Genomic DNA, 22728 nt, shown 5'->3' with positions numbered 1-22728 from the left:
TTCTCAATCTGCAGCCAGGCCATGCCCGACGCACAAGAGAGGCGCCTTGAAGGACACCACTCCAGTTCTGCTTTCGGAGCATGCGAATGCAACTCAATGACAAAGTAATCATTATCACCGGCGGTTGCCAGGGTCTGGGCCGCTCCATGGCGGAGTATTTCGCCAGCAAAGGCGCCAGGCTCGCGCTGGTCGACCTGAACCAGGAGAAACTCGACCAGGCCGTTGCCGCCTGCCAGGCGGCGGGAGTCGAAGCCCGCGCCTACCTGTGCAACGTTGCCCATGAAGAGCAGGTGGAACACATGGTCGCCCAGGTCGCCGCAGACTTCGGCGCCATTCACGGCCTGATCAACAACGCCGGCATCCTGCGCGACGGCCTGCTGCTCAAGGTCAAGGACGGCGAGATGAGCAAGATGAGCCTGGCCCAGTGGCAGTCGGTGATCGACGTCAACCTGACCGGCGTGTTCCTCTGCACCCGCGAAGTCGCGGCGAAGATGGTCGAGCTGAAAACCAGTGGCGCGATCATCAACATCTCGTCGATTTCCCGCGCCGGCAATATCGGCCAGACCAACTACTCCGCGGCCAAGGCCGGGGTCGCCGCGGCGACCGTGACCTGGGCCAAGGAACTGGCGCGCTACGGCATCCGCGTGGCCGGCATCGCACCGGGCTTCATCGAAACCGAAATGACCCAGGGCATGAAACCCGAGGCCCTGGAAAGAATGACCTCCGGCATCCCGCTCAAGCGCATGGGCAAGCCGGAAGAAATCGCTCATTCGGCGGCCTACATCTTCGAGAACGACTATTACACCGGCCGGATTCTCGAGCTGGACGGCGGCCTGCGGATCTGAAACCCACCCATGAAATGCTCATAAAAAAGCCCGGTGCAGCGCACCGGGCTTTTTTGTTGGCCCAACCGGCTCAGTCGTCGCTGACGGTGATGTTCGGCATCGCCGGTGCCGCGGCTTCCTGCAACACGATGCGCGCGCCGACATGGCGGGCCAGTTCCTGATAGACCATGGCGATCTGGCTTTCCGGCTCGGCGATCACGGTCGGCTTGCCACCGTCGGCCTGCTCGCGAATCAGCATCGACAGCGGCAGCGAGGCCAGCAGCTCGACACCGTACTGGGTCGCCAGCTTCTCGCCACCGCCTTCGCCGAACAGATGCTCGGCATGGCCGCAATTGGAGCAGATATGCACGGCCATGTTCTCCACCACGCCCAGCACCGGGATGTTGACCTTGCGGAACATCTCCACACCCTTGCGCGCGTCCAGCAACGCCAGGTCCTGCGGGGTGGTGACGATGACCGCGCCGGCCACCGGGACCTTCTGCGCCAGGGTCAGCTGGATATCGCCGGTGCCCGGCGGCATGTCGATCACCAGGTAGTCCAGGTCGCCCCAGGCGGTCTGGGTCACCAGTTGCAGCAGGGCACCGGAGACCATTGGCCCGCGCCAGACCATCGGCGTGTTGTCGTCGGTCAGGAAGGCCATGGACATGACCTCGACGCCGTGGGACTTGATCGGCACGAACCATTTCTGGTCCTTGACCTGCGGCCGGGTGCCCTCGGCGATGCCGAACATGATGCCCTGGCTAGGGCCATAGATGTCGGCATCGAGAATCCCCACCTTGGCGCCCTCGCGGGCCAGGGCCAGGGCCAGGTTGGCCGCGGTGGTGGACTTGCCCACCCCGCCCTTGCCGGATGCCACCGCCACCACGTTCTTGACGTTGGCCAGGCCGGGAATCTGCGCCTGGGCCTTGTGCGCGGCAATCACGCTGGTGACATTGACGCGAGCGATGACCACGCCGTCCATGTTTTCGATGGCCAGCTTCAGCAACTGGGCCCAGCCACTCTTGAACAGACCGGCGGCATAACCGATCTCCAGCTCGACACGCACCTCGTCGCCCTGGATGTCGATGGAACGGACACAACCGGCGCTGACCGGGTCCTGGTTCAGGTAGGGGTCGGTGTATTGGCGAAGAACGGCTTCCACCGCTGCGCGATTGACGGCGCTCATGGGCAACTCCGATAACAAGACGGGAAAATCAGGCGGCTATCCTACCTGTTCCGTGGCGTGGGCGGGATGCCAAAACATCATATAGCACGCCCGCCGATGGCTAGGACGGCCGTGGAAAACCGGGCTCACGGGGTGAAATATATTTCTCGGCGCTTTATAGTGGCCGACCTCCGTTTCATCAAGTAGCCGAGCCCCATGTCCGAGCCACGCAAGATCCTCGTCACCAGCGCCCTGCCCTATGCCAATGGTTCCATCCATCTTGGCCATATGCTTGAGTACATCCAGACCGATATGTGGGTGCGCTTCCAGAAGCATCGCGGCAACCAATGCATCTATGTCTGCGCGGACGACGCTCACGGCTCGGCCATCATGCTGCGCGCGGAAAAGGAAGGCATCACCCCGGAACAACTGATCGCCAACGTCCAGGCCGAACACAGCGCCGACTTTGCCGACTTCCTGGTGGACTTCGACAATTTCCACTCGACCCACGCCGAAGAAAACCGTGAGCTGTCGAGCCAGATCTACCTGAAGCTGCGCGACGCCGGGCACATCGCCACGCGCTCGATCACCCAGTATTTCGACCCGGAAAAACAAATGTTCCTGGCCGACCGCTTCATCAAGGGCACCTGCCCGAAATGCGGCACCGAGGACCAGTACGGCGACAACTGCGAAAAATGCGGCGCCACCTACGCGCCGACCGATCTGAAGGATCCGAAGTCGGCGATTTCCGGCGCCACCCCGGTGCTCAAGGATTCCCAGCACTTCTTCTTCAAGCTGCCGGACTTCCAGCAGATGCTGCAGCAATGGACCCGCAGCGGCACCCTGCAGGACGCCGTGGCGAACAAGATCGCCGAATGGCTGGATGTCGGCCTGCAGCAGTGGGACATCTCCCGCGACGCGCCGTATTTCGGCTTCGAGATCCCCGACGAGCCGGGCAAGTACTTCTACGTCTGGCTGGACGCGCCGATCGGCTACATGGCCAGCTTCAAGAACCTGTGCAACCGCACGCCGGAGCTGGACTTCGACGCGTTCTGGGGCAAGGACTCGACCGCCGAGCTGTACCACTTCATCGGCAAGGACATCGTCAACTTCCACGCGCTGTTCTGGCCCGCCATGCTCGAAGGCGCCGGCTACCGCAAGCCGACCGGCATCAACGTGCACGGCTACCTGACCGTCAACGGCCAGAAGATGTCCAAGTCCCGCGGCACCTTCATCAAGGCCCGGACCTACCTCGACCACCTGTCGCCGGAATACCTGCGTTACTACTACGCGGCCAAGCTGGGCCGTGGCGTCGACGACCTGGACCTGAACCTCGAAGACTTCGTGCAGAAGGTCAACTCCGACCTGGTGGGCAAGGTGGTGAACATCGCCAGCCGTTGCGCCGGCTTCATCCACAAAGGCAATGCCGGCGTGCTGGTGGACCAGAATGCCGCGCCGGAGCTGACCGAGGCCTTCCTGGCGGCCGCGCCGAGCATCGCCGACGCTTATGAGGCCCGTGACTTCGCCCGCGCCATGCGTGAAATCATGGCCCTGGCCGACCGCGCCAACGCCTGGATCGCCGACAAGGCGCCGTGGTCGTTGAACAAGCAGGAAGGCAAGCAGGATGAAGTCCAGGCCATCTGCGCCACCGGCGTCAACCTGTTCCGCCAACTGGTGATCTTCCTCAAGCCGGTGCTGCCGCTGCTGGCCGCCGACGCCGAGGCGTTCCTCAATGTCGCCCCGCTGACCTGGAACGACCACCAGCACCTGCTGAGCAACCACCAGTTGAACGCATTCAAGCCGCTGATGACGCGGATCGACCCCGTGAAAGTACAAGCCATGACCGACGCCTCGAAAGAAGACCTGACCGCCAGCCAGACCGACACCGGTGAAGCCAAGCCTGCGGGCAACGGCGAGCTGGCCAAGGATCCGCTGTCGCCGGAAATCGACTTCGACACTTTTGCCGCCGTCGATCTGCGCGTGGCGCTGATCGTCAAGGCCGAGCACGTGGAAGGCGCCGACAAGCTGCTGCGCCTGACCCTGGATATCGGCGACGAGCAACGCAACGTGTTCTCCGGGATCAAGAGCGCCTACCCGGATCCGTCCAAGCTCGACGGTCGCCTGACCATGATGATCGCCAACCTCAAGCCACGGAAAATGAAATTCGGCATTTCCGAAGGCATGGTGATGGCGGCCGGCCCCGGCGGCGAAGAGATCTACCTGCTGAGCCCGGACAGCGGCGCCAAGCCGGGCCAGCGGATCAAGTAACTCCGCTTGCTGGATCGATCCCCCCGTCGCGCCGCTGCGTGGCGGGGGGATTTTCATATCTGGATGGGCCTGCGCCCTTGCCGGATAATTGCCTAGTCTTCAGGTATCCGCCCGCCCTCACCGGCCACGAACATGACCGAGATTGTCCTCACGCTCATCAGTGCTGCCCTGATCAACAACTTCGTGTTGCAGTGGCCGCTGGGCGTCGATCCGCTGTTTCAGGCCAGTGCCGAGCCGCAGGTTGCGCGACGGCGGATCCATGCCCTGGGGATCGCCACCAGTTGCCTGATGCTGCTCTGCAGCCTGCTGGGCTACGGGCTTTATCAGACGCTGCTGGTACCGCTGGGCCTGACCTCGCTGCAACTGTTCGTGTTCCTGCCGCTGGGGGTGCTGCTGATCGCACCGCTGCTCAAGCTGCTGAGCCGGATGTTGCCCGGGCTGCCATTCGACGGCCTCTGGCCGCTGCTGCTGGGCAATGCCGGCGTGCTCGGCGCGTTGCTGCTGGCGGTCCAGGCCAATCGCGGACTCGGTCATAGCCTCGCCCTGGGCCTGGGCGCGGGCCTCGGCTTCTGGCTGGTGCTGAGTCTGTTCAGCGACCTGCGCCAGCGCATTTTCAACAACGATGTGCCCCTGCCCTTTCGCGGCCTGCCGATCGACCTGATCAGCGCCGGCCTGATGGCGGTGGCATTTCTCGGTTTCAACGGACTGCTCAACCCATGAGTCTGATTCAACGCATCGACGCCCTGCTGCCGCAGACCCAATGCGGCAAGTGCGGCCACCCGGGATGCAAGCCCTACGCCGAAGGCATCGCCAACGGCGAGGCGATCAACAAGTGCCCGCCCGGCGGCGACGAAACCATTGCCGGCCTGGCCAGGCTGCTGAATATCCCGGTCATGGAACTGGACATCAGTCGCGGCCCGGCGCCGGCCCAGGTGGCCTTTATCCGCGAAGCCGAATGCATCGGCTGCACCAAGTGCATCCAGGCCTGCCCGGTGGATGCCATAGTCGGCGCGGCCAAGCAGATGCACACGGTGCTGATCGACGAATGCACCGGCTGCGATCTCTGCGTGGCGCCGTGCCCGGTGGACTGCATCGAGATGCACCCGCTGCCGCTGAATGACGTATTGCCGATCGTCGGTGGCCTGGCCACCAATCTCGAAGAACTGCGCGCCCGGACCGCCAAGCGCGATCACGCGCGCCAGCGCTTCGAGCGCCGCAACGCCCGGCTGCAACGCGAAGAACAGCACAAGCAGGCCGAACGGGCCGCCCGCGCGCAACGCGCGGCGCAGCCCAGTGAAACCAGCCTGGACCCGGTGCAGGCGGCCATCGAGCGGGTGCGCGCGCAAAAGGCGGCCGCCGCCGATGCCGCGGTGAAAAAAGCCAAGATCGATCTGGCAATGAGCCGGGCCCAGTTGAACAAATCGCTGAAAGCCTTCGGCCATCCGCCGACCTTCGAGCAACAGTCGCAACTGATCGTCCTGCAGCGCCAGTTCGAGGCCGCCGAGCAAGCGCTCGCGCAGCTGGAAGGCGCTGTCGAAACCACCGTCGAAACCCTGGCCTCAGCGCCCCCGGCCAAAGACGCCGAGCTCAAGCGCGCAAAAATCCAGCTGGCGATGCGCCGCGCGGAACTGAAAAAGGCCCAGGACAGCCAGGCGCCTGCCGAACAGCTGACCAGCTTGGAGCAGGCACTGAAAGACGCAGAACAGGCCTTGCACGCGACCGAAGAAGCCAGCGGGCAACCGGCGCCCAATCTGGTGCGAGTCGAAAAACGCCCGATCGACGCCCGCCTGCGGCAACTGAAAACCGAACTGGCTTACGCGCGGGCAGAAGTCAGCAAGCTGGAGCGCCACAGCGACACCCCGCCGCCACTGTTGGCCAAGGCCCGCGAGCGACTGGCCGAAGCCGAGCGCCAGGTACAAGCCCATGACGCCCCTTGAGCAACCGGACGAACGCCTGCGACAAGCCATGCAGCGTGTGCTTCTTGCCACCCTGCCGGGGCTGCTGGCGCTCTTCTGGCTGTTTGGCTGGGGAATTCTGATCAACCTGCTGCTGGCCTGTGCCAGCGCCCTTGCCGTCGAAGCCGCGGTGCTGCGATTGCGCCAGTGGCCATTGCGTCCTTTCCTGGGCGATGGCAGTGCCCTGGTCAGCGCCACCTTGCTGGCCCTGGCCTTGCCGCCGTATTGCCCGTGGTGGCTGACAGTCAGCGCGGCCGCTTGTGCCTTGCTGTTCGGCAAGCACCTGTATGGTGGCGTCGGCAAGAATCCGTTCAACCCGGCAATGCTCGGTTATGCCCTGGTGCTGGTCTCTTTCCCCCAGCAGATGACTCATTGGCCGGCCTCCCATGGCCTGGACCTGCTGGGCGGCTTGCAGCAGATCTTCGGCATAGCCCTCGACAGCACGGCGCCCGATGCCTGGGCCCAGGCCACGGCACTCGACAGCCTGCGCATCAACAAGAGCCTGACCATCGATGAACTGTTCGCCGGCAATGCCGCCTTCGGCCATTTCGGCGGCAAGGGCGTGGAATGGGTCAACCTGGCCTTTCTCGCCGGCGGCGCCTTTTTGCTGCAGCAAAGGGTGTTCAGCTGGCACGCCCCGGCCGGCATGCTCGGCAGCCTGTTCGTCATCAGCCTGCTGTGCTGGAACGATTCCGGGTCGGACTCCCACGGCTCGCCGTTTTTCCACCTGCTGAGCGGCGCGACCATGCTTGGCGCCTTTTTTATCGTCACCGAGCCAGTCTCCGGCCCCAGGAGCGCAAAGGCACGCCTGCTGTTCGGGGTCGGCGTCGGCCTGCTGACTTACCTGATCCGCACCTGGGGCGGTTACCCGGACGGTGTCGCCTTCGCCGTACTGCTGATGAACCTCGCCGTCCCCGCCCTGGAGCGCCTGGCTGCTCCGCCCCCCGAGCCTTCCCTGCCATGAGCCGCGCAACGAGCCTGGGAGTGTTGGCGCTGCTGGCGGCTGTCGGCGCCACTGGCACTTTCTTCGTCCATCAGACGACGGCTCCCCGCATCGAGCGCGAACAGCGCGCCATCCAGGCACGCAACCTGCTGGATCTCCTGCCCGTCGACAGCTACGACAATCAGCCGCTGGATCAGCCGCTGGCCATCGATAACATCCAGCTCAGCCACAGCACCCTGCTCGCCGGTTATCGCGCCACGCGCAACGACCAACCCAGCGCCGTGCTGCTGCACAGCCAGGTCAACGGTTATGGCGGCCCGATCGAGCTGCTGATCGGCGTCGCCGCCAACGGCAAACTGCTGGGCAGCAAGGCTCTGCGGCATTCGGAAACGCCCGGGCTGGGCGCGCGCATCGCCGAGCGCCCGAATGCCTGGCTGCAGGGTTTTATCGGCAAGTCACTGGGTGACCCGGGCGACGCCGGCTGGGCGCTGAAAAAAGACAATGGCCAATTCGACCAGATGGCCGGGGCCACCATCACCTCACGGGCGGTGGTCGAGGGGATTCACGACAGCCTGCGTTATTTCGACGAGCACCGCGAACAACTGCTGGGAAGTCCCGCCCATGAATAAATCCTCGACCCTGCAGAACGCCCTGATGCTCACGCCGTTGATCGGCGCCAGCGACTCATTGGTCAAGGCCCTCGGCCTGGCCCTGGTATTTCTCTGTGTGAGCGCGGTGTTCGGCTTGTGCATGAATGCCCTGCGCCCACACCTGGCTGGCCAGGGCCGCCTGGGCGCCAGTATCCTGCTCAGCGCCACGCTCACCAGCTGTGCCATGCTGGCCGCGCAGGCCTGGGCGTTCGAGCTGCAACAACAGTTGGCCCTCTACCTGGGCCTGATTGCCGTGCAATGCGTAGTGCTGGAGTACCAGGATTTTTTCCAGCGTCCCGTGCGCTTGCGTCTTGCCGGCCTGTTCTGCCTGCTGCTGGTTATCCTGGGCGCGCTGCGCGAAGCCTTCGGCAGTGGCACCCTCGGCAATCATCTGCAATGGCTGCTGGGGATGAACGACGTCGACTGGCCAGGCTGGGTTCTGACCGCCCAGGGCGGCTTGCACCTGCTTACACTCGCACCTGGCGGTTTTATCCTGCTGGGGCTGCTGCTGGCCGCCAGGCAAGCCTGGGCCGCTTCTTCGACCTTACATCGACCGCCTTCAAGGAAATGACTCACCCATGAATGCCGCAAAACGCCTGGAAATTTTCCGCAGGCTGCACGAAGACAATCCGGAACCGAAAACCGAACTGGCTTATTCGTCGCCCTTCGAGCTGCTGATTGCCGTGATCCTTTCGGCCCAGTCCACCGATGTCGGGGTCAACAAGGCGACGGCCAAGCTCTTCCCCGTGGCCAATACGCCGGCCGCCATCTATGCCCTGGGCGTCGAAGGCCTGTCCGAGTACATCAAGACCATCGGCCTGTACAACAGCAAGGCCAAAAACGTGATCGAGACCTGCCGCCTGCTGGTGGAACGTCACAACAGCGAAGTCCCGCAGACCCGGGAGGAGCTCGAAGCCCTGCCAGGCGTCGGCAGGAAGACCGCCAACGTGGTACTCAACACGGCTTTCCGCCAACTGACCATGGCCGTCGATACGCACATCTTCCGGGTCAGCAACCGCACAGGGCTGGCCCCTGGAAAGAATGTCGTGGAGGTCGAAAAGAAACTGATGAAATTCGTGCCCAAGGAGTATCTCCTCGACTCCCATCACTGGCTGATCCTCCATGGCCGCTATGTGTGCCTGGCCCGCAAGCCGCGCTGCGGAAGCTGCCGGATCGAGGACCTGTGCGAATACAAGCACAAGACCTCTGACGATTGAGCAATCATTGATTTTGATGATAGGTCGATTGAAAAAATCTTTTTTACCAGTCCCGAGAATATCGATATAAGGAGCGCCAATGGCAGTCTTAGCCTGGAGTTAACCTTATGAGTACTGGCAAAGAACAACTGGACGTAGAAGACGACTTCACCCCTGTTGAAACAGAAGATGCGGAGCCTGTGGTAGAGGTGGCCAAGACCAACTTGAGCAAACGTCGGACCATCGACAACCTTCTGGAAGAGCGGCGCTTGCAAAAGCAACTGGCCGATTACGACTTTGATCTTTAGTAACAAAAAGCCTCCTTTGACGGAGGCTTTTTTGTTACACCAGCCAACATTCCAAGTCGCGTCTTTTCAAACCAGGCCATGCGCGGCTGAGGGATCCAACATCGCCGACAGACCGGCAGGCCCGCAACGCAATGAAAGCTCGCAGAAGCCGCTGTTTTTTTCCTTCCGCGCCTTGTTGTAGCGCCTCAACCTTCATACCAGCTGATGGCGCTTGGCAAACTCGATCAGGTCCACCAGCGAGCGAGCGTTGAGTTTCCCCAACAGCCGCCTTTTGTAGGTGCTCACCGTTTTACTGCTCAAGCACAGGCCCTCGGCAATCTCCTTGTTGGTCTGCCCACCGGCGAGTTGCTTCAGGACCATCAACTCTCGACCCGACAGGCTGGACAACATCCCCTCCTCGCTGGCGATGCCCAGGCTCGAACGCAAGGTATGCAAGGCTTCGTTGGGAAAATAACTGTAGCCGGCCAGGACGGCCCTGACGGCGCTGATCAATTCAGTGATGTCCTGCTGCTTGCACACATAACCGGCCGCACCAGCCTGCATGCAGCGCATGGAGAAAGGCCCAGGTACTTGCAGGCTCAATACCAGCACTTTGGTCGACATGGCTTTTGACGAAAGTCTGGCGATAACTTCCAGGCCATCGAGTTTGGGAATACCAATATCAAGAATAAGGATGTCTGGAACATGTTCATAAGACAGTTTCAGGGCATCCATGCCATTGTCCGCCTCGGCAACTACTTCAAAACCGTGCCGCTCCATCAGCATGCGCACAGCCAGACGAGTGACGGGATGATCATCTACGATCAAAACTTTCTTCATGGGTAAGTCCAGAGTCCGCTATTGGTTTTTCAAGCAAACACCATAACCCAGTCATTTGGCCCGTGGCATGGCCATGCCCTTGGCCAGCATCGCCCCGAGAAGTTCCTTACAAACAATACGGATTTGCCCTACAAGGAAAAATTGAACGTCGCCCCCTATATATAACTACTCCTGACTTTCCTACACTTCGTATTGAAAAGAACGGACTGAAAGATAGTCGAGATCCCATTGAAACAATGGTCAGTGGAAACTTTTAGTTATGGTCTCCAGACACCCGCTTGATCGATTAAAACATCAGGCATAAAAAAGCCCCGCTCATGGCGGGGCTCTTTTAAAACGACTCAAGGCATCAGAACAGAGTCCGACCCTTGTTGGCCGCAATACGCATGCGCAAGGCATTGAGCTTGATGAAGCCAGCCGCATCCGCCTGGTTGTAGGCGCCGCCGTCTTCTTCGAAGGTCGCAATGTTGGCATCGAACAGCGACTCATCGGACTTGCGACCGGTGACGATCACATTGCCCTTGTACAGCTTCAGGCGAACCACGCCGTTCACGTGGGCCTGGGAGGCGTCGATCATCTGTTGCAGCATCAGACGCTCAGGGCTCCACCAGTAGCCGGTGTAGATCAGGCTGGCGTACTTGGGCATCAGCTCGTCTTTCAGGTGAGCGACTTCACGATCCAGGGTGATCGATTCGATCGCCCGGTGAGCGCGCAGCATGATGGTGCCACCAGGGGTTTCGTAGCAGCCGCGGGACTTCATGCCGACATAGCGGTTTTCCACGATGTCCAGACGACCGATGCCGTTTTCACCGCCGATGCGGTTCAGGGTCGCCAGCACAGTGGCCGGGGTCATCTCGACGCCGTCGATCGCCACGATGTCGCCGTTGCGATAGGTCAGCTCGATGTAGGTCGGGGTGTTGGGAGCCTTCTCCGGGGAGACGGTCCAGCGCCACATGTCTTCTTCGTGCTCGGTCCAGGTGTCTTCCAGCACACCGCCTTCATAGGAGATGTGCAGCAGGTTGGCATCCATCGAGTACGGAGATTTCTTCTTGCCGTGACGCTCGATCGGGATCGCGTGCTTCTCGGCATAGTCCATCAGCTTCTCGCGGGACAGCAGGTCCCACTCACGCCAGGGAGCGATCACTTTCACCCCTGGTTTCAAGGCGTAGGCGCCCAGTTCGAAACGAACCTGGTCGTTGCCCTTGCCGGTAGCGCCGTGGGAAATGGCGTCGGCACCGGTTTCGTTGGCGATCTCGATCAGGCGCTTGGCGATCAACGGACGAGCGATGGAGGTACCCAGCAGGTACTCACCTTCGTAAACGGTGTTGGCGCGGAACATCGGGAAAACGAAATCGCGCACGAACTCTTCGCGCAGATCGTCGATGTAGATCTCTTTCACGCCCATGGCTTGCGCCTTGGCACGTGCAGGTTCGACCTCTTCGCCCTGACCCAGGTCAGCGGTGAACGTCACCACTTCACAGTTATAAGTATCCTGCAGCCACTTGAGGATCACCGAAGTGTCCAGGCCGCCGGAATACGCCAGAACGACCTTGTTTACGTCCGCCATGCCATCACTCCACGGGGTTCTACGGAAAGCCGTCAAGTCTACCGATCAACGCGGATAATTTACAGAGGCGCGACAGCTTATGACGACGAAGCGACAGATTATGTCGAGCGGGCGACGACAGCCGTTTCAGGACGTCGCCGCGGCGTTGGCGGGGGCAGCGGCCTGGGGTACCGGTTTTTCTGCGACCGGGACACGCTGAAGCTGTACGTTGACCCGACGATTCTTCGCCCGGTTCGCCGCGTTGGTGTTGGGCGCCAACGGGTAGCGCTCACCGTGGAAACGCATCTCGATCTGCGACTCGGGAATGCCATTGGCCTTGAAGAACTCCATCACCGCCAGCGCCCGGCGCCGCGACAGGTCACGGTTGGTCAAGCGGTTGCCGCTGTTGTCCGAGTGGCCATCGAGCTGGATGTGATTGACCGTCGGATCGGCCTTGAGAAACTCGAGCATCACCTGCAGCCTGGCCTTGGCTTTGGCGTCCAGATCGATGCCGCCCCCGGGGAAGCCGACCTCGGATTGCCTGACCTGATCGAAGTTCTGCGGCAGCAACTTGGCGACACAGCGTTGGTAGTCGCCATACGCCTTGCTGAACTTGACCGGCAACAAGCGCACCTCGGACACCCCACCCTCGCGGGAGTAGTGGCGAACCACCGGGCTGCGCCCATCCATCAATCCACCGATCAGTCGCCCGGCCTGCAGTTGCGAACTGTTGAACAGCACATCGCCGCTGCCGAGCCGTACCGAACCCAGGTTGATGTCGCCCCGACCCGGCTGCCACGGCGCGGCCGCCGCGAGCAGCGTGGCCGAACCGCCAGCGAGCATCGGGTTGTAGGCCTTGAGACGAAAGGTCGCCTGCTCGCCGGCGCGACGCACGAACTCCCCGGAACCGAAATCGGTGATCGGCTGGCTCAGACGGCACTCGAATTTATCGCCTTCGACCGTCCACTCAATGCTCTCCAGACGGGTCTGGAAAGTCAGCGCCATCGCGGGAAGGCTGGCGAACACACTGAGCAAGGCTAGATAACGCTGGCGCACGGGAGGCTCCACTGACTTGTACATCACGAAAATCGAAATGCCTGTTTATGGCATACCTTCGGGATATCGGAAGCTTCACGCAAAACTTGATAGCGAGTGCCTGGAAGAGTCTTTTCCGGTAGCATTCACTGGAGTTTGACCCGCCTGGAATCCCCAATGTCCGACCGCCTGACCCTGCTGCGTCCCGACGACTGGCATATTCATCTTCGCGATGGTGCCGTGTTGACCAATACTGTCGCGGATGTCGCGCGCACCTTTGGTCGCGCCATCATCATGCCTAACCTGGTACCTCCAGTGCGCAACGCCGCTGAAGCCGATGCCTATCGCCAGCGCATTCTCGCTGCGCGGCCGGCCGGCAGCCGCTTCGAGCCGCTGATGGTGCTCTACCTTACCGATCGCACCCAGCCCGAAGAAATTCGCGCGGCCAAGGCCAGTGGTTTCGTCCATGCCGCCAAGCTCTACCCGGCCGGTGCGACCACCAACTCGGACTCGGGCGTCACCAGCATCGACAAGATCTTCCCGGCACTGGAGGCCATGGCCGAAGTCGGCCTGCCGCTGCTGATCCACGGTGAAGTCACCCGCGGTGAAGTCGACGTGTTCGACCGCGAGAAGTTGTTCATCGACGAGCACATGCGCCGTGTCGTCGAGCGCTTCCCGACGCTCAAGGTGGTGTTCGAACACATCACCACCCGTGACGCCGTGCAGTTCGTCAACGAGGCCTCGGCCAACGTTGGCGCGACCATCACCGCCCATCACCTGCTGTACAACCGCAACCACATGCTGGTTGGCGGCATTCGCCCGCACTTCTATTGCCTGCCGATTCTCAAGCGCAACGTGCACCAGGAAGCGCTGCTCGACGCCGCCGCCAGCGGCAGCCAGAAGTTCTTTCTCGGCACCGACTCCGCGCCCCACGCCCAGCATGCCAAAGAAGCGGCCTGCGGCTGTGCCGGCTGCTACACCGCCTATGCCGCGATCGAGTTGTACGCCGAAGCCTTCGAACAGCGCAACGCGCTGGACAAGCTGGAAGCCTTCGCCAGCCTCAACGGCCCACGCTTCTACGGCCTGCCGGCCAACACCGATCGCATCACCCTGGTTCGCGAAGAATGGACCGCCCCTGCCAGCCTGCCTTTCGGCGAGCTGACCGTCATCCCGCTGCGCGCCGGTGAAAAACTGCGCTGGCGCCTGCTGGAGGAACACGCGTGAGTGAAGACCATTTCGACGACGAGCAGGACGGTCACAACGGTGGTGGCTCGCGTCATCCAATGGCGGCACGCTTTCGTGGTTACCTGCCGGTAGTCGTCGACGTTGAAACCGGTGGTTTCAGCTCGGCCACCGACGCCTTGCTGGAAATTGCCGCGACCATCATCGGCATGGACGAAAAGGGCTTCGTGTTCCCCGAGCACACCCTGTTTTTCCGGGTAGAGCCTTTCGAAGGCGCCAACATCGAAGCCGCGGCGCTGGAGTTCACCGGGATCAAGCTCGACCATCCGCTGCGCATGGCCGTCAGCGAAGAAACCGCGCTGAACGATATCTTCCGCAGCGTGCGCAAAGCGCTGAAGGCCAACGGCTGCAAGCGCGCGATCCTGGTCGGGCACAACAGCAGCTTCGACCTGGGCTTCCTCAACGCGGCTGTCGCGCGCCTGGACATGAAGCGCAACCCGTTTCATCCGTTCTCCAGCTTCGACACCGCGACGCTTGCCGGCTTGGCTTATGGCCAAACCGTGCTGGCCAAGGCGTGCCAGGCTGCCGATATCGACTTCGATGGCCGTGAGGCACACTCCGCCCGCTACGACACCGAGAAGACTGCCGACCTGTTCTGCGGCATCGTCAATCGCTGGAAGGAAATGGGCGGCTGGCAAGACTTCAACGACTGATACCGTCGCTGAACGACCGCGCATAAAAAACCGGCCCTGGGGCCGGTTTTTTTATGCGTGAAGCGCAGCTTACAGCTTGCCGGCGTTCTCGCTCAGGTAAGCAGCAACGCCTTCTGGCGAAGCGGTCATACCCTTGTCACCTTTCTTCCAGTTGGCCGGGCAGACTTCGCCGTGCTCTTCGTGGAACTGCAGAGCGTCGACCAGACGGATCAGCTCTTCCATGTTACGGCCCAGCGGCAGGTCGTTGACGATCTGCGAACGAACGACACCTTTGTCGTCGATCAGGAACGCGCCACGGAAAGCCACGCCGCCTTCGGACTCAACGTCGTAGGCCTTGGCGATGTCGTGCTTCATGTCGGCAGCCATGATGTACTGGACCTGACCGATGCCACCGGCATTGATCGGGGTGTTGCGCCAGGCGTTGTGGGTGAAGTGCGAGTCGATCGAAACAGCGATCACTTCAACGTTGCGTGCCTTGAAGTCAGCCATGCGGTGGTCCAGGGCGATCAGCTCGGACGGGCAGACGAAGGTGAAGTCCAGCGGGTAGAAGAACACCAGGCCGTATTTGCCTTTGATGGCCGAGGACAGGGTGAAGCTGTCGACGATTTCGCCATTGCCGAGAACGGCGGGAACGGTGAAGTCAGGGGCTTGTTTGCCTACGAGTACGCTCATTGGATATCTCCTGGTGTGATCGAATGAAGAATGAGATCCAGCCCAGTGTGCCGCCGCCAAGCGACAGCCCTGTGACTCGATCCCGCTTCGTAAGGACCGCACATCATACACCGCGTTTTTGAGCTGTCCTTAGTGGTTTTTCCATCCCCTGGGTTCAGGCCGCAAAAAAGCCGCCTTGCTGGACAGCTCGTCACCCGTGCTAGAAAAAACCGTTCGTCTGCCAGATACGCATCTGGCAAAAAGCCCCAGGAAACCACTTTGACAATCATTCTCGTTAACATTAAGATCCGTCGCATTGAGCCATAACCAACGACGGTTCTCACCTTATGTATGTCTGCCTCTGCACTGGCGTCACCGACGGACAAATCCGCGATGCAATCTACGACGGTTGCTGCAACTATCGTGAAGTACGCCAAGCGACCGGCGTGGCCAGTCAATGTGGCAAATGTGCCTGCCTCGCCAAGCAGGTGGTACGTGAAACCCTGACCGAACTGCAAAGCAGCCAGCCAGCGATTCCTTACCCAGTAGAATTTAATGTTGCGTAATTAACGCCATTTAAAAGAGCCGGACTTCATGTCCGGCTTTTTTATGCCTGTAATTCAATCGCTTAGCGTCAAAACGCGGAACACAAACATTCTTATTCCGATTAATTTTCATATATTATTCAATAACTTAGGTTTGACACTAATCATCGTGCGGCTCAGACTCTGCCTTATATACCGCTAATTACAGGGCAGGACCCCATCATGAAAGGCGACGTCACAGTCATCCAGCATCTCAACAAGATCCTTGCCAATGAACTGGTCGCGATCAATCAGTACTTCCTGCACGCACGCATGTATGAAGACTGGGGCCTGAACAAGCTGGGCAAGCACGAATACCACGAGTCCATCGACGAGATGAAGCATGCGGACAAGCTGATCAAGCGCATCCTCTTCCTCGAAGGCCTGCCGAACGTCCAGGACCTGGGCAAGCTGCACATCGGCGAACACACCAAGGAAATGCTCGAATGCGACCTGCGCATCGAGCGTACCGGCCACGCCGACCTGAAAGCCGCCATCGCCCATTGCGAATCGGTCGGCGACTTCGGTAGCCGCGAGCTGCTGGAAGACATCCTGGAATCGGAAGAAGAACATATCGACTGGCTGGAAACCCAACTGGGCCTGATCGATAAAGTCGGCCTGGAGAACTACCTGCAATCGCAGATGGGCGACGAGTAATTCCCCTCAAGGTTCAGCCCATAAAAAAGCCCCGCCTCTCTTCACGAGGGCGGGGCTTTTTAATTGCGTGGATAAATCCACACAACCCGGCAAGAGCGAACTTGTCGCTCCTGCCGAGGGCGAATCAGGCTTCGGTCTTGGCAGCGGCTTTTTCAGCGGCAGCCTTGATCAGGGTCTGCAACTCACCATTGGCGAACATCTCAGCCATGATGTCGCTGCCACCGACCAGCTCGCCGGCTACCCACAGTTGCGGGAAAGTAGGCCAGTTGGCGTATTTAGGCAGGTTGGCGCGGATTTCCGGGTTCTGCAGGATGTCCACGTAAGCGAACTTCTCACCACACCCCATCACGGCCTGAGCGGCTTTCGCGGAGAAGCCACACTGCGGGGCATTCGGCGAGCCTTTCATGTAAAGCAGAATGGTGTTGTTGGCAATCTGCTCTTTAATAGTTTCGATGATATCCATGGAGCACCTCGGCTGAACTTTCCGACTCTGTTGTCGACACGGTGGCGCATTGTAACGGAAAGCCGAGCGCCATGCTCGGCCTCTCCGACAGACTCCTCAGGCCGCCTCCACCTTCACCGGCACGCCATTGAGCGCCGCATTGCCCGATAGCTCGTCCAGCTGACGCTCGTCGGTCAGGTCATTGGCACTCGACCCGGGTTGGGCCATGGCGATGCTCATCTGCACCCCCGGCCGACCATGCCCCCAGCCATGGGGCAGGCTGACCACCCCGGGCATCATCTCGCTGCTGGCGAGGACTTCCACCTCGATCGCCCCGACCCGCGAACTGACCCGCACGCGCTGTCCGTCAGTCAGTCCTCGCCGGGCCAGATCATCGGGATTCATCAGCAACTGATGCCGTGGCTTGCCCTTCACCAACCGATGGTAGTTGTGCATCCACGAATTATTGCTGCGCACATGGCGCCGGCCGATCATCACCAACTCATCCGCGGCCGGAGCCTGCAACGCGGCAAAGCGCTCGAGGTCCGCCATGATCGCCGCGGGAGCGGCCTGTACCCGGCGGTTCTCGGTTTTCAGGCGCGCTGCCAGGTTGGGCTTGAGCGGCCCCAGATCGATCCCGTGAGGGTGGTCGGCCAGCGTCGCCACCGACAGATTGAATCCGGACACCTCGCCATACCGCCCTGCGCGCAGCCCCTTGTCGATCATCTGCGCCGGCGGCACGGTCGGCTTGAGTTCCTTGCCGGTCTGCGCGGCGAAGGCCCTGGCCAGGCCAACGAAGATTTCCCAGTCATGCAGCGCGCCTTCCGGCTTGGGCAGGATCGCCCGGTTGAAACGGCTGACATTGCGCACCGCGAACATATTGAACGTGGTGTCGTAGTGATCGTTCTCCAGGGCCGAGGTCGATGGCAGGATCAGGTCCGCATAACGAGTGGTTTCGTTGATGTACAGGTCGATACTGAGCATGAACTCCAGGCCATCCAGCGCCTGCTCCAGCTGCCGTCCGTTGGGGGTGGACAGCACCGGATTGCCGGCCACCGTGATCAGCGCCCGTACCTGCCCTTCGCCTGCGGTCAGCATTTCTTCGGCCAGGGCCGAGACCGGCAGTTCGCCGCCATATTCAGGGCGTCCGGAAACCCGGCTTTGCCAGGCATTGAAGTGCCCGCCCGAAGTCGCCGCCACCAGATCCACCGCCGGCTCGGTGCACAGGGCGCCGCCGACCCGGTCCAGGTTGCCGGTCACCAGGTTGAGCAGTTGCACCAGCCAATGGCAGAGGGTTCCGAACGACTGGGTGGACACGCCCATCCGGCCATAACACACCGCCCTGTCCGCCGTGGCGAAGTCGCGCGCCAACTGGCGGATCTGCTGCGCCGGCACCGAACACAAAGGACTCATGGCTTCGGCACTGAAACGGGAAATGGCCTCACGCACCTCGGCCAGGCCGTCCACCGGCAGATGGCTGTCACGCGTCAGCCCCTGCGCGAAAATCGTATGCAGCATGCCGAATAGCAGCGCCACATCACCGCCGGGACGGACAAACACATGCTGGTCGGCCATCACCGCCGTCTCGCTTCGCCGTGGGTCGACCACTACTACTTTGCCGCCTCGCGCCTGGATCGCCTTCAGACGCTTCTCCACGTCCGGCACGGTCATGATGCTGCCGTTGGAGGCCAGCGGGTTGCCGCCCAGGATCAGCATGAAATCGGTGTTATCGATATCCGGGATCGGCAGCAGCAACCCATGGCCATACATCAGATAGCTGCTCAGGTGCTGCGGCAACTGATCCACCGAGGTGGCGGAAAAGCGGTTCTGGGTTTTCAGCAGGCCGAGGAAATAGTTGCTGTGGGTCATCAACCCATAGTTGTGCACGCTGGGATTGCCCTGATAGACCGCCACCGCATGGTTGCCGTGCCGCTCCTGGATCGCCGCCAGGCGCTCGGCCACCAGTTTGAAGGCCTCGTCCCACTCGATCGCCTGCCAATCGCCGCCGACCCTGCGCATGGGCTGGCGCAGCCGATCCGGGTCGTTCTGGATGTCCTGCAGCGCCACCGCCTTGGGGCAGATATGGCCGCGGCTGAAACTGTCCTGGGCATCGCCCTTGATCGAGGTGATCTGCGGGCCGGCGCCGTCGACTTCAGTGGTTTCGATGGTCAAACCGCAGATGGCTTCACACAGGTGGCAGGCACGGTGATGGAGAGTCTTGGTCATGGCCAGTCTCTATTTTATTCGGGGCGGCCAGCGTCAGGCCGCGGGAACAAAACTATGGTGCCAGACCGGCATCAGCACCAGAGACGTTCGTCTTGTGAATCGGCAAGCATCAAGCCAGCCGATGACTCAGTTGGAGGGCAGCCTCGGTGGATCGTCCTGCCGGGCGATCGGCGTCATGCCGTCCATCGGCGCCTCTCCGCCCTGCACCCCGCTGAATTCGGCAAGCAGCCGCCAATGCTCATCGAGATGGCTGCTGATGGTCAGCATGCGCTCGATCATCTGTCGCGCGGCGTTGCGCGTTGTGCCGTCCTCGCTGCGTAGCAACTCGAAGGACATCGAGGTGATCGATGCCGTCAGGTCGGTCAGGGTTCGTGTCGTCAACCCCAACAGTGTCTTCAATTGCTGTTCTTTCGAGTCCATTCCAAGCACTTCCCTGTTGCCGGTGCGCATTTATAACCCCAGCCCTTTGCCTTGGAAATATTTCCGGCTGACATCCGTCCTGGATGCAGTCGGCAAAGCAGCTGGACTCAGACTTCAGTCGAAGCAACCGATATCGCAGACTTGCCCGATAACACGGGCCGGGTTACCTACCACGACCGTGTTGGCCGCCACATCCCTGGTCACGACCGCCCCCGCGCCGACCATGGCATTTTCGCCAATGGTGATACCAGGAAGAATGGTGCAATTGGCCCCCAGCGATGCACCACGCTTGACCGTGGTACTCGGAAACTTCTCCGGATAGACCTTGCTGCGCGGGAAACAGTCGTTGGTGAACGTCGCATTAGGCCCGACGAAGACATCATCCTCAAGGGTGATACCGTCCCAGATTTGCACACCGCACTTGATAGTGACCCGATCACCGATCGTCACCTCGTTCTCGATGAACACGTGGTCACAGACATTGCATTCGCGACCGATCAGGGCTTTGGGCAGGATATGAGAAAACGCCCAGACACGCGTTCCCGCGCCGATTGTCTCGGACTCACACAGGGCATTGGCGTGCACGAAATAGTCTTTACCTGCTTCCAAGGCTTGCACTCACAGAGATGTTGGCTCGCAAGTCTGCCTTATAGGCCGAACACCTTCCAGCAACAAGCCGCTGCTCCCTATGCCGCTCGAATGATCGGCCAGGGAAAAGGAGGCCTCGCGCCAGCCATATGCCTGATAGCGGCATGCGCCACGAGGCGCGTTGCAAAGCGGCCGAGGCGCAGTGTACAAATGCTGCTGCGGACCTATGCAAAGTGGATTGACTCCACATCCGACTGGGCCCATCTGAACATGCTGTAAAACGTCACGAATGGCCCACTTTTTTGGCCCAAGCCACTCTCTGCAAGTGGTGAAAGCCTTAGAAACCAAGCCTGCTATTGGTAAGACGCGACATTTAATTATAAGATCGCGCCTTCCCCTATTTCGTCGCCCCGTGCGGCTTTCGCCGCAGGTCTCGCCCGTTTCTCGATAAAACAAGGCTTTGAGTATCTGCGGTCTGTTGCAAAAAGGTAGTTAATGATGAGCGCAAGGCACTTTCTCTCCCTGATGGATTGCACGCCCGAAGAGCTGGTCAGCGTGATTCGTCGAGGCATCGAGCTGAAGGACCTGCGTAACCGCGGCGTACTCTTCGAGCCCCTGAAAAACCGCGTTCTCGGGATGATTTTCGAGAAGTCGTCTACCCGCACCCGCCTGTCCTTCGAAGCCGGCATGATCCAGCTCGGCGGCCAGGCAATCTTCCTGTCCCCGCGCGACACCCAACTGGGTCGCGGCGAGCCGATCAGCGACTGCGCCATCGTCATGTCGCGCATGCTCGACGCGGTGATGATCCGTACCTTTGCCCACAGCACCCTGACCGAGTTCGCGACCAACTCCCGCGTACCGGTGATCAACGGCCTGTCCGACGACCTGCACCCGTGCCAGTTGCTGGCCGACATGCAAACCTTCCTCGAGCACCGCGGTTCGATCCAGGGCAAGACCGTGGCCTGGATCGGCGACGGCAACAACATGTGCAACAGCTATATAGAAGCGGCGATCCAGTTCGACTTCCAACTGCGCATCGCCTGCCCTGAAGGCTACGACCCCAACCCTGAATTCGTCGCCCGCGCCGGCGACCGGGTGAGCATCGTGCGCGATCCGCAAGACGCGGTGATCGGCGCCCATCTGGTGAGCACCGATGTCTGGACCTCCATGGGCCAGGAAGAAGAAACCGCCCTGCGTCTCAAGCTGTTCGCGCCGTTCCAGGTCAATCGCGCGCTGCTCGACCTGGCCGCCGAAGACGTGCTGTTCATGCACTGCCTGCCCGCCCACCGCGGCGAAGAAATCAGCCTCGACCTGCTGGACGATCCACGCTCCGTGGCGTGGGACCAGGCAGAAAACCGTCTCCACGCACAAAAGGCCCTGCTCGAGTTTCTGGTCGAGCCGGCGTACCACCACGCATGAGCCAGCCATTACTGCTTAACCTGCGCAATCTCGCCTGCGGCTACCAGGACCAACGGGTCGTGCAGAACCTCAACCTGCACCTCAACGCCGGCGATATCGGTTGCCTGCTCGGTTCCTCCGGCTGCGGCAAGACCACCACCCTGCGCGCGATTGCCGGTTTCGAGCCGGTGCACGAAGGTGAAATCCAGCTGGCCGGCGAAACCATCTCCAGCGCTGGCTTCACCCTCGCGCCGGAACGCCGGCGGATCGGCATGGTGTTCCAGGACTACGCCCTGTTCCCGCACCTGAGCGTGGCGGACAACATTGCCTTCGGCATCCGCAAGCACCCGCAGAAGAACCGGGTGGTCGAGGAGCTGCTGGAACTGGTCAACCTGAAGAACCTCGGCAAGCGCTTCCCTCATGAGCTGTCCGGCGGCCAGCAACAGCGCGTCGCACTGGCCCGGGCCCTGGCGCCGGAGCCGCAGTTGCTGCTGCTCGACGAACCCTTTTCCAACCTCGATGGCGAACTGCGGCGCAAGCTCAGCCACGAAGTGCGCGACATCCTCAAGGCGCGGGGCACCAGTGCGATCCTGGTGACCCACGACCAGGAAGAAGCCTTCGCCGTCAGTGATCATGTCGGGGTGTTCAAGGAAGGCCGCCTGGAGCAATGGGACACGCCGTACAACCTCTATCACGAACCGCTGACACCGTTCGTGGCGAGCTTTATCGGCCAGGGCTATTTCATCCGTGGCCAGCTGGACAGCCCGGAATCGGTGCAGACCGAACTCGGCGTACTGCGCGGCAACCGTGCCTACACCTGGCCCCCCGGCGGCGCGGTGGATGTGCTGCTACGCCCGGACGACATCGTTTATGCACCGGACAGCGCCCTCAAGGCGCGGATCGTCGGCAAGAGTTTCCAGGGCGCATCGACCCTGTACCGCCTGCAACTGCCGACCGGCAGCCAGCTCGAGTCGATCTTCCCAAGCCATGCCGATCATCTGATAGGCGCTGACGTCGGAATCCGCGTCGCCGCCGAACACCTGGTGCTATTCCAGGCCTCCGGCAGCACCGCGGCGCAGCTGCCACAGGCTGAATCGGGCGTTCGCCGCTACAGCAGCGCCCACTGATCCAGCGGAAAGCGCAGGCGCCGCTCAACCG

The 22728-nt window shown here is 61.3% G+C and carries 24 protein-coding genes; 15 read left to right on the top strand and 9 right to left on the bottom strand.

What is annotated here, in order from left to right; genetic code table 11:
* Positions 1-86 precede the first annotated feature (86 nt).
* Positions 87-845 (top strand): SDR family oxidoreductase, encoded by a 759-nt coding sequence (locus BMY68_RS11135; protein ID WP_085532159.1) that lies wholly within the window; start codon positions 87-89, stop codon positions 843-845.
* A 70-nt stretch (positions 846-915) separates the two neighbouring features.
* On the opposite strand, the gene apbC is transcribed toward BMY68_RS11135, so the two are convergent.
* Entirely contained in the window at positions 916-2010 is a 1095-nt protein-coding gene (gene apbC / locus BMY68_RS11130) for an iron-sulfur cluster carrier protein ApbC (RefSeq protein ID WP_009045357.1), read from the bottom strand.
* A 195-nt stretch (positions 2011-2205) separates the two neighbouring features.
* Here apbC and metG point away from each other — a divergent pair, with 195 nt between their 5' ends.
* From metG to BMY68_RS11090, 8 genes are all read left to right on the top strand, one after another.
* Complete coding sequence (metG, locus tag BMY68_RS11125) at positions 2206-4257, top strand: methionine--tRNA ligase (RefSeq protein ID WP_007932694.1); 2052 nt, start codon at positions 2206-2208, stop codon at positions 4255-4257.
* 132 nt (positions 4258-4389) lie between these two features.
* On the top strand, positions 4390-4977 hold the full coding sequence (locus BMY68_RS11120) for an Rnf-Nqr domain containing protein (RefSeq protein WP_085532161.1): 588 nt from the start codon (positions 4390-4392) through the stop codon (positions 4975-4977).
* Positions 4974-6194 (top strand): electron transport complex subunit RsxB, encoded by a 1221-nt coding sequence (rsxB, locus tag BMY68_RS11115; protein ID WP_085532163.1) that lies wholly within the window; start codon positions 4974-4976, stop codon positions 6192-6194. Before BMY68_RS11120 ends, rsxB begins: the two co-directional genes overlap by 4 nt.
* A complete protein-coding gene (locus tag BMY68_RS11110; protein WP_085532165.1) occupies positions 6181-7176 on the top strand; it encodes an RnfABCDGE type electron transport complex subunit D in 996 nt (331 codons plus the stop codon). Before rsxB ends, BMY68_RS11110 begins: the two co-directional genes overlap by 14 nt.
* Positions 7173-7784, top strand: a complete 612-nt coding sequence (locus tag BMY68_RS11105; protein ID WP_085532167.1) for an RnfABCDGE type electron transport complex subunit G — start codon at positions 7173-7175, stop codon at positions 7782-7784. The genes BMY68_RS11110 and BMY68_RS11105 overlap by 4 nt, the downstream gene beginning before the upstream one ends.
* Positions 7777-8376 (top strand): Rnf-Nqr domain containing protein, encoded by a 600-nt coding sequence (locus BMY68_RS11100; protein WP_085532169.1) that lies wholly within the window; start codon positions 7777-7779, stop codon positions 8374-8376. Before BMY68_RS11105 ends, BMY68_RS11100 begins: the two co-directional genes overlap by 8 nt.
* Before the next feature lie 7 nt (positions 8377-8383).
* Complete coding sequence (nth, locus tag BMY68_RS11095) at positions 8384-9022, top strand: endonuclease III (RefSeq protein WP_007922445.1); 639 nt, start codon at positions 8384-8386, stop codon at positions 9020-9022.
* Positions 9023-9129: 107 nt separating this feature from the next.
* Positions 9130-9309, top strand: coding sequence for a PA3496 family putative envelope integrity protein (locus tag BMY68_RS11090; protein WP_007922443.1), 180 nt, complete (start codon positions 9130-9132; stop codon positions 9307-9309).
* A gap of 192 nt (positions 9310-9501) precedes the next feature.
* On the opposite strand, the gene BMY68_RS11085 is transcribed toward BMY68_RS11090, so the two are convergent.
* From BMY68_RS11085 to BMY68_RS11075, 3 genes are all read right to left on the bottom strand, one after another.
* On the bottom strand, positions 9502-10128 hold the full coding sequence (locus BMY68_RS11085; protein ID WP_007922442.1) for a response regulator transcription factor: 627 nt from the start codon (positions 10126-10128) through the stop codon (positions 9502-9504).
* Positions 10129-10477: 349 nt separating this feature from the next.
* Entirely contained in the window at positions 10478-11695 is a 1218-nt protein-coding gene (locus tag BMY68_RS11080) for an argininosuccinate synthase (protein ID WP_009045364.1), read from the bottom strand.
* A 126-nt stretch (positions 11696-11821) separates the two neighbouring features.
* Positions 11822-12730, bottom strand: coding sequence for a flagellar protein MotY (locus BMY68_RS11075; protein ID WP_085532171.1), 909 nt, complete (start codon positions 12728-12730; stop codon positions 11822-11824).
* Positions 12731-12886: 156 nt separating this feature from the next.
* On the opposite strand from BMY68_RS11075, the gene pyrC reads away from it, so the two are divergent.
* Together pyrC and rnt are read left to right on the top strand one after the other, a co-directional pair.
* On the top strand, positions 12887-13933 hold the full coding sequence (pyrC, locus tag BMY68_RS11070; protein WP_009045366.1) for a dihydroorotase: 1047 nt from the start codon (positions 12887-12889) through the stop codon (positions 13931-13933).
* Entirely contained in the window at positions 13930-14604 is a 675-nt protein-coding gene (rnt, locus tag BMY68_RS11065; RefSeq protein WP_085532173.1) for a ribonuclease T, read from the top strand. Before pyrC ends, rnt begins: the two co-directional genes overlap by 4 nt.
* Before the next feature lie 69 nt (positions 14605-14673).
* Here rnt and BMY68_RS11060 read toward each other — a convergent pair whose 3' ends face one another.
* Positions 14674-15276, bottom strand: coding sequence for a peroxiredoxin (locus tag BMY68_RS11060; protein WP_007922432.1), 603 nt, complete (start codon positions 15274-15276; stop codon positions 14674-14676).
* Positions 15277-15602: 326 nt separating this feature from the next.
* On the opposite strand from BMY68_RS11060, the gene BMY68_RS11055 reads away from it, so the two are divergent.
* Both BMY68_RS11055 and bfr read left to right on the top strand, forming a co-directional pair.
* On the top strand, positions 15603-15821 hold the full coding sequence (locus tag BMY68_RS11055) for a bacterioferritin-associated ferredoxin (RefSeq protein WP_085532175.1): 219 nt from the start codon (positions 15603-15605) through the stop codon (positions 15819-15821).
* A gap of 201 nt (positions 15822-16022) precedes the next feature.
* A complete protein-coding gene (gene bfr / locus BMY68_RS11050; protein WP_007922427.1) occupies positions 16023-16496 on the top strand; it encodes a bacterioferritin in 474 nt (157 codons plus the stop codon).
* A gap of 124 nt (positions 16497-16620) precedes the next feature.
* Here bfr and grxD read toward each other — a convergent pair whose 3' ends face one another.
* The 4 genes from grxD to BMY68_RS11030 all read right to left on the bottom strand — a co-directional run bounded on the left by grxD (position 16621) and on the right by BMY68_RS11030 (position 20193).
* Entirely contained in the window at positions 16621-16959 is a 339-nt protein-coding gene (gene grxD / locus BMY68_RS11045) for a Grx4 family monothiol glutaredoxin (protein ID WP_007922425.1), read from the bottom strand.
* A 96-nt stretch (positions 16960-17055) separates the two neighbouring features.
* The gene (locus tag BMY68_RS11040; protein ID WP_085532177.1) at positions 17056-19164 is read right to left on the bottom strand and encodes a molybdopterin oxidoreductase family protein; all 2109 of its coding nucleotides are present in this window, start codon (positions 19162-19164) and stop codon (positions 17056-17058) included.
* Between the two features lie 126 nt (positions 19165-19290).
* Positions 19291-19584: a hypothetical protein gene (locus BMY68_RS11035; protein WP_009045368.1), complete on the bottom strand. Its 294-nt coding sequence runs from the start codon at positions 19582-19584 to the stop codon at positions 19291-19293.
* Between the two features lie 114 nt (positions 19585-19698).
* The gene (locus BMY68_RS11030) at positions 19699-20193 is read right to left on the bottom strand and encodes an acyltransferase (RefSeq protein ID WP_085532529.1); all 495 of its coding nucleotides are present in this window, start codon (positions 20191-20193) and stop codon (positions 19699-19701) included.
* 477 nt (positions 20194-20670) lie between these two features.
* Between BMY68_RS11030 and argF the strand changes: the two genes are divergently transcribed.
* Positions 20671-21591, top strand: a complete 921-nt coding sequence (argF, locus tag BMY68_RS11025; protein WP_085532179.1) for an ornithine carbamoyltransferase — start codon at positions 20671-20673, stop codon at positions 21589-21591.
* A complete protein-coding gene (locus BMY68_RS11020; RefSeq protein WP_009045371.1) occupies positions 21588-22697 on the top strand; it encodes an ABC transporter ATP-binding protein in 1110 nt (369 codons plus the stop codon). The genes argF and BMY68_RS11020 overlap by 4 nt, the downstream gene beginning before the upstream one ends.
* Positions 22698-22728: the final 31 nt, after the last annotated feature.

Origin of the sequence: Pseudomonas sp. NFACC41-3, assembly GCF_900109505.1 — a bacterium.
GTDB classification, from domain to species: Bacteria; Pseudomonadota; Gammaproteobacteria; order Pseudomonadales; family Pseudomonadaceae; genus Aquipseudomonas; species Aquipseudomonas chlororaphis.
This window is presented reverse-complemented; position numbering and strand designations above follow the sequence as displayed.

Excerpts from the sequence above, each read along its gene's own strand:
- BMY68_RS11135 (WP_085532159.1), top strand. The coding sequence starts at position 87 with ATGCAACTCAATGACAAAGTAATCATTATCACCGGCGGTTGCCAGGGT.
- apbC (WP_009045357.1), bottom strand. The coding sequence starts at position 2,010 with ATGAGCGCCGTCAATCGCGCAGCGGTGGAAGCCGTTCTTCGCCAATAC.
- metG (WP_007932694.1), top strand. The coding sequence starts at position 2,206 with ATGTCCGAGCCACGCAAGATCCTCGTCACCAGCGCCCTGCCCTATGCC.
- BMY68_RS11120 (WP_085532161.1), top strand. The coding sequence starts at position 4,390 with ATGACCGAGATTGTCCTCACGCTCATCAGTGCTGCCCTGATCAACAAC.
- rsxB (WP_085532163.1), top strand. The coding sequence starts at position 4,974 with ATGAGTCTGATTCAACGCATCGACGCCCTGCTGCCGCAGACCCAATGC.
- BMY68_RS11110 (WP_085532165.1), top strand. The coding sequence starts at position 6,181 with ATGACGCCCCTTGAGCAACCGGACGAACGCCTGCGACAAGCCATGCAG.
- BMY68_RS11105 (WP_085532167.1), top strand. The coding sequence starts at position 7,173 with ATGAGCCGCGCAACGAGCCTGGGAGTGTTGGCGCTGCTGGCGGCTGTC.
- BMY68_RS11100 (WP_085532169.1), top strand. The coding sequence starts at position 7,777 with ATGAATAAATCCTCGACCCTGCAGAACGCCCTGATGCTCACGCCGTTG.
- nth (WP_007922445.1), top strand. The coding sequence starts at position 8,384 with ATGAATGCCGCAAAACGCCTGGAAATTTTCCGCAGGCTGCACGAAGAC.
- BMY68_RS11090 (WP_007922443.1), top strand. The coding sequence starts at position 9,130 with ATGAGTACTGGCAAAGAACAACTGGACGTAGAAGACGACTTCACCCCT.
- BMY68_RS11085 (WP_007922442.1), bottom strand. The coding sequence starts at position 10,128 with ATGAAGAAAGTTTTGATCGTAGATGATCATCCCGTCACTCGTCTGGCT.
- BMY68_RS11080 (WP_009045364.1), bottom strand. The coding sequence starts at position 11,695 with ATGGCGGACGTAAACAAGGTCGTTCTGGCGTATTCCGGCGGCCTGGAC.
- pyrC (WP_009045366.1), top strand. The coding sequence starts at position 12,887 with ATGTCCGACCGCCTGACCCTGCTGCGTCCCGACGACTGGCATATTCAT.
- BMY68_RS11060 (WP_007922432.1), bottom strand. The coding sequence starts at position 15,276 with ATGAGCGTACTCGTAGGCAAACAAGCCCCTGACTTCACCGTTCCCGCC.
- BMY68_RS11055 (WP_085532175.1), top strand. The coding sequence starts at position 15,603 with ATGTATGTCTGCCTCTGCACTGGCGTCACCGACGGACAAATCCGCGAT.
- bfr (WP_007922427.1), top strand. The coding sequence starts at position 16,023 with ATGAAAGGCGACGTCACAGTCATCCAGCATCTCAACAAGATCCTTGCC.
- grxD (WP_007922425.1), bottom strand. The coding sequence starts at position 16,959 with ATGGATATCATCGAAACTATTAAAGAGCAGATTGCCAACAACACCATT.
- BMY68_RS11040 (WP_085532177.1), bottom strand. The coding sequence starts at position 19,164 with ATGACCAAGACTCTCCATCACCGTGCCTGCCACCTGTGTGAAGCCATC.
- BMY68_RS11035 (WP_009045368.1), bottom strand. The coding sequence starts at position 19,584 with ATGGACTCGAAAGAACAGCAATTGAAGACACTGTTGGGGTTGACGACA.
- argF (WP_085532179.1), top strand. The coding sequence starts at position 20,671 with ATGAGCGCAAGGCACTTTCTCTCCCTGATGGATTGCACGCCCGAAGAG.
- BMY68_RS11020 (WP_009045371.1), top strand. The coding sequence starts at position 21,588 with ATGAGCCAGCCATTACTGCTTAACCTGCGCAATCTCGCCTGCGGCTAC.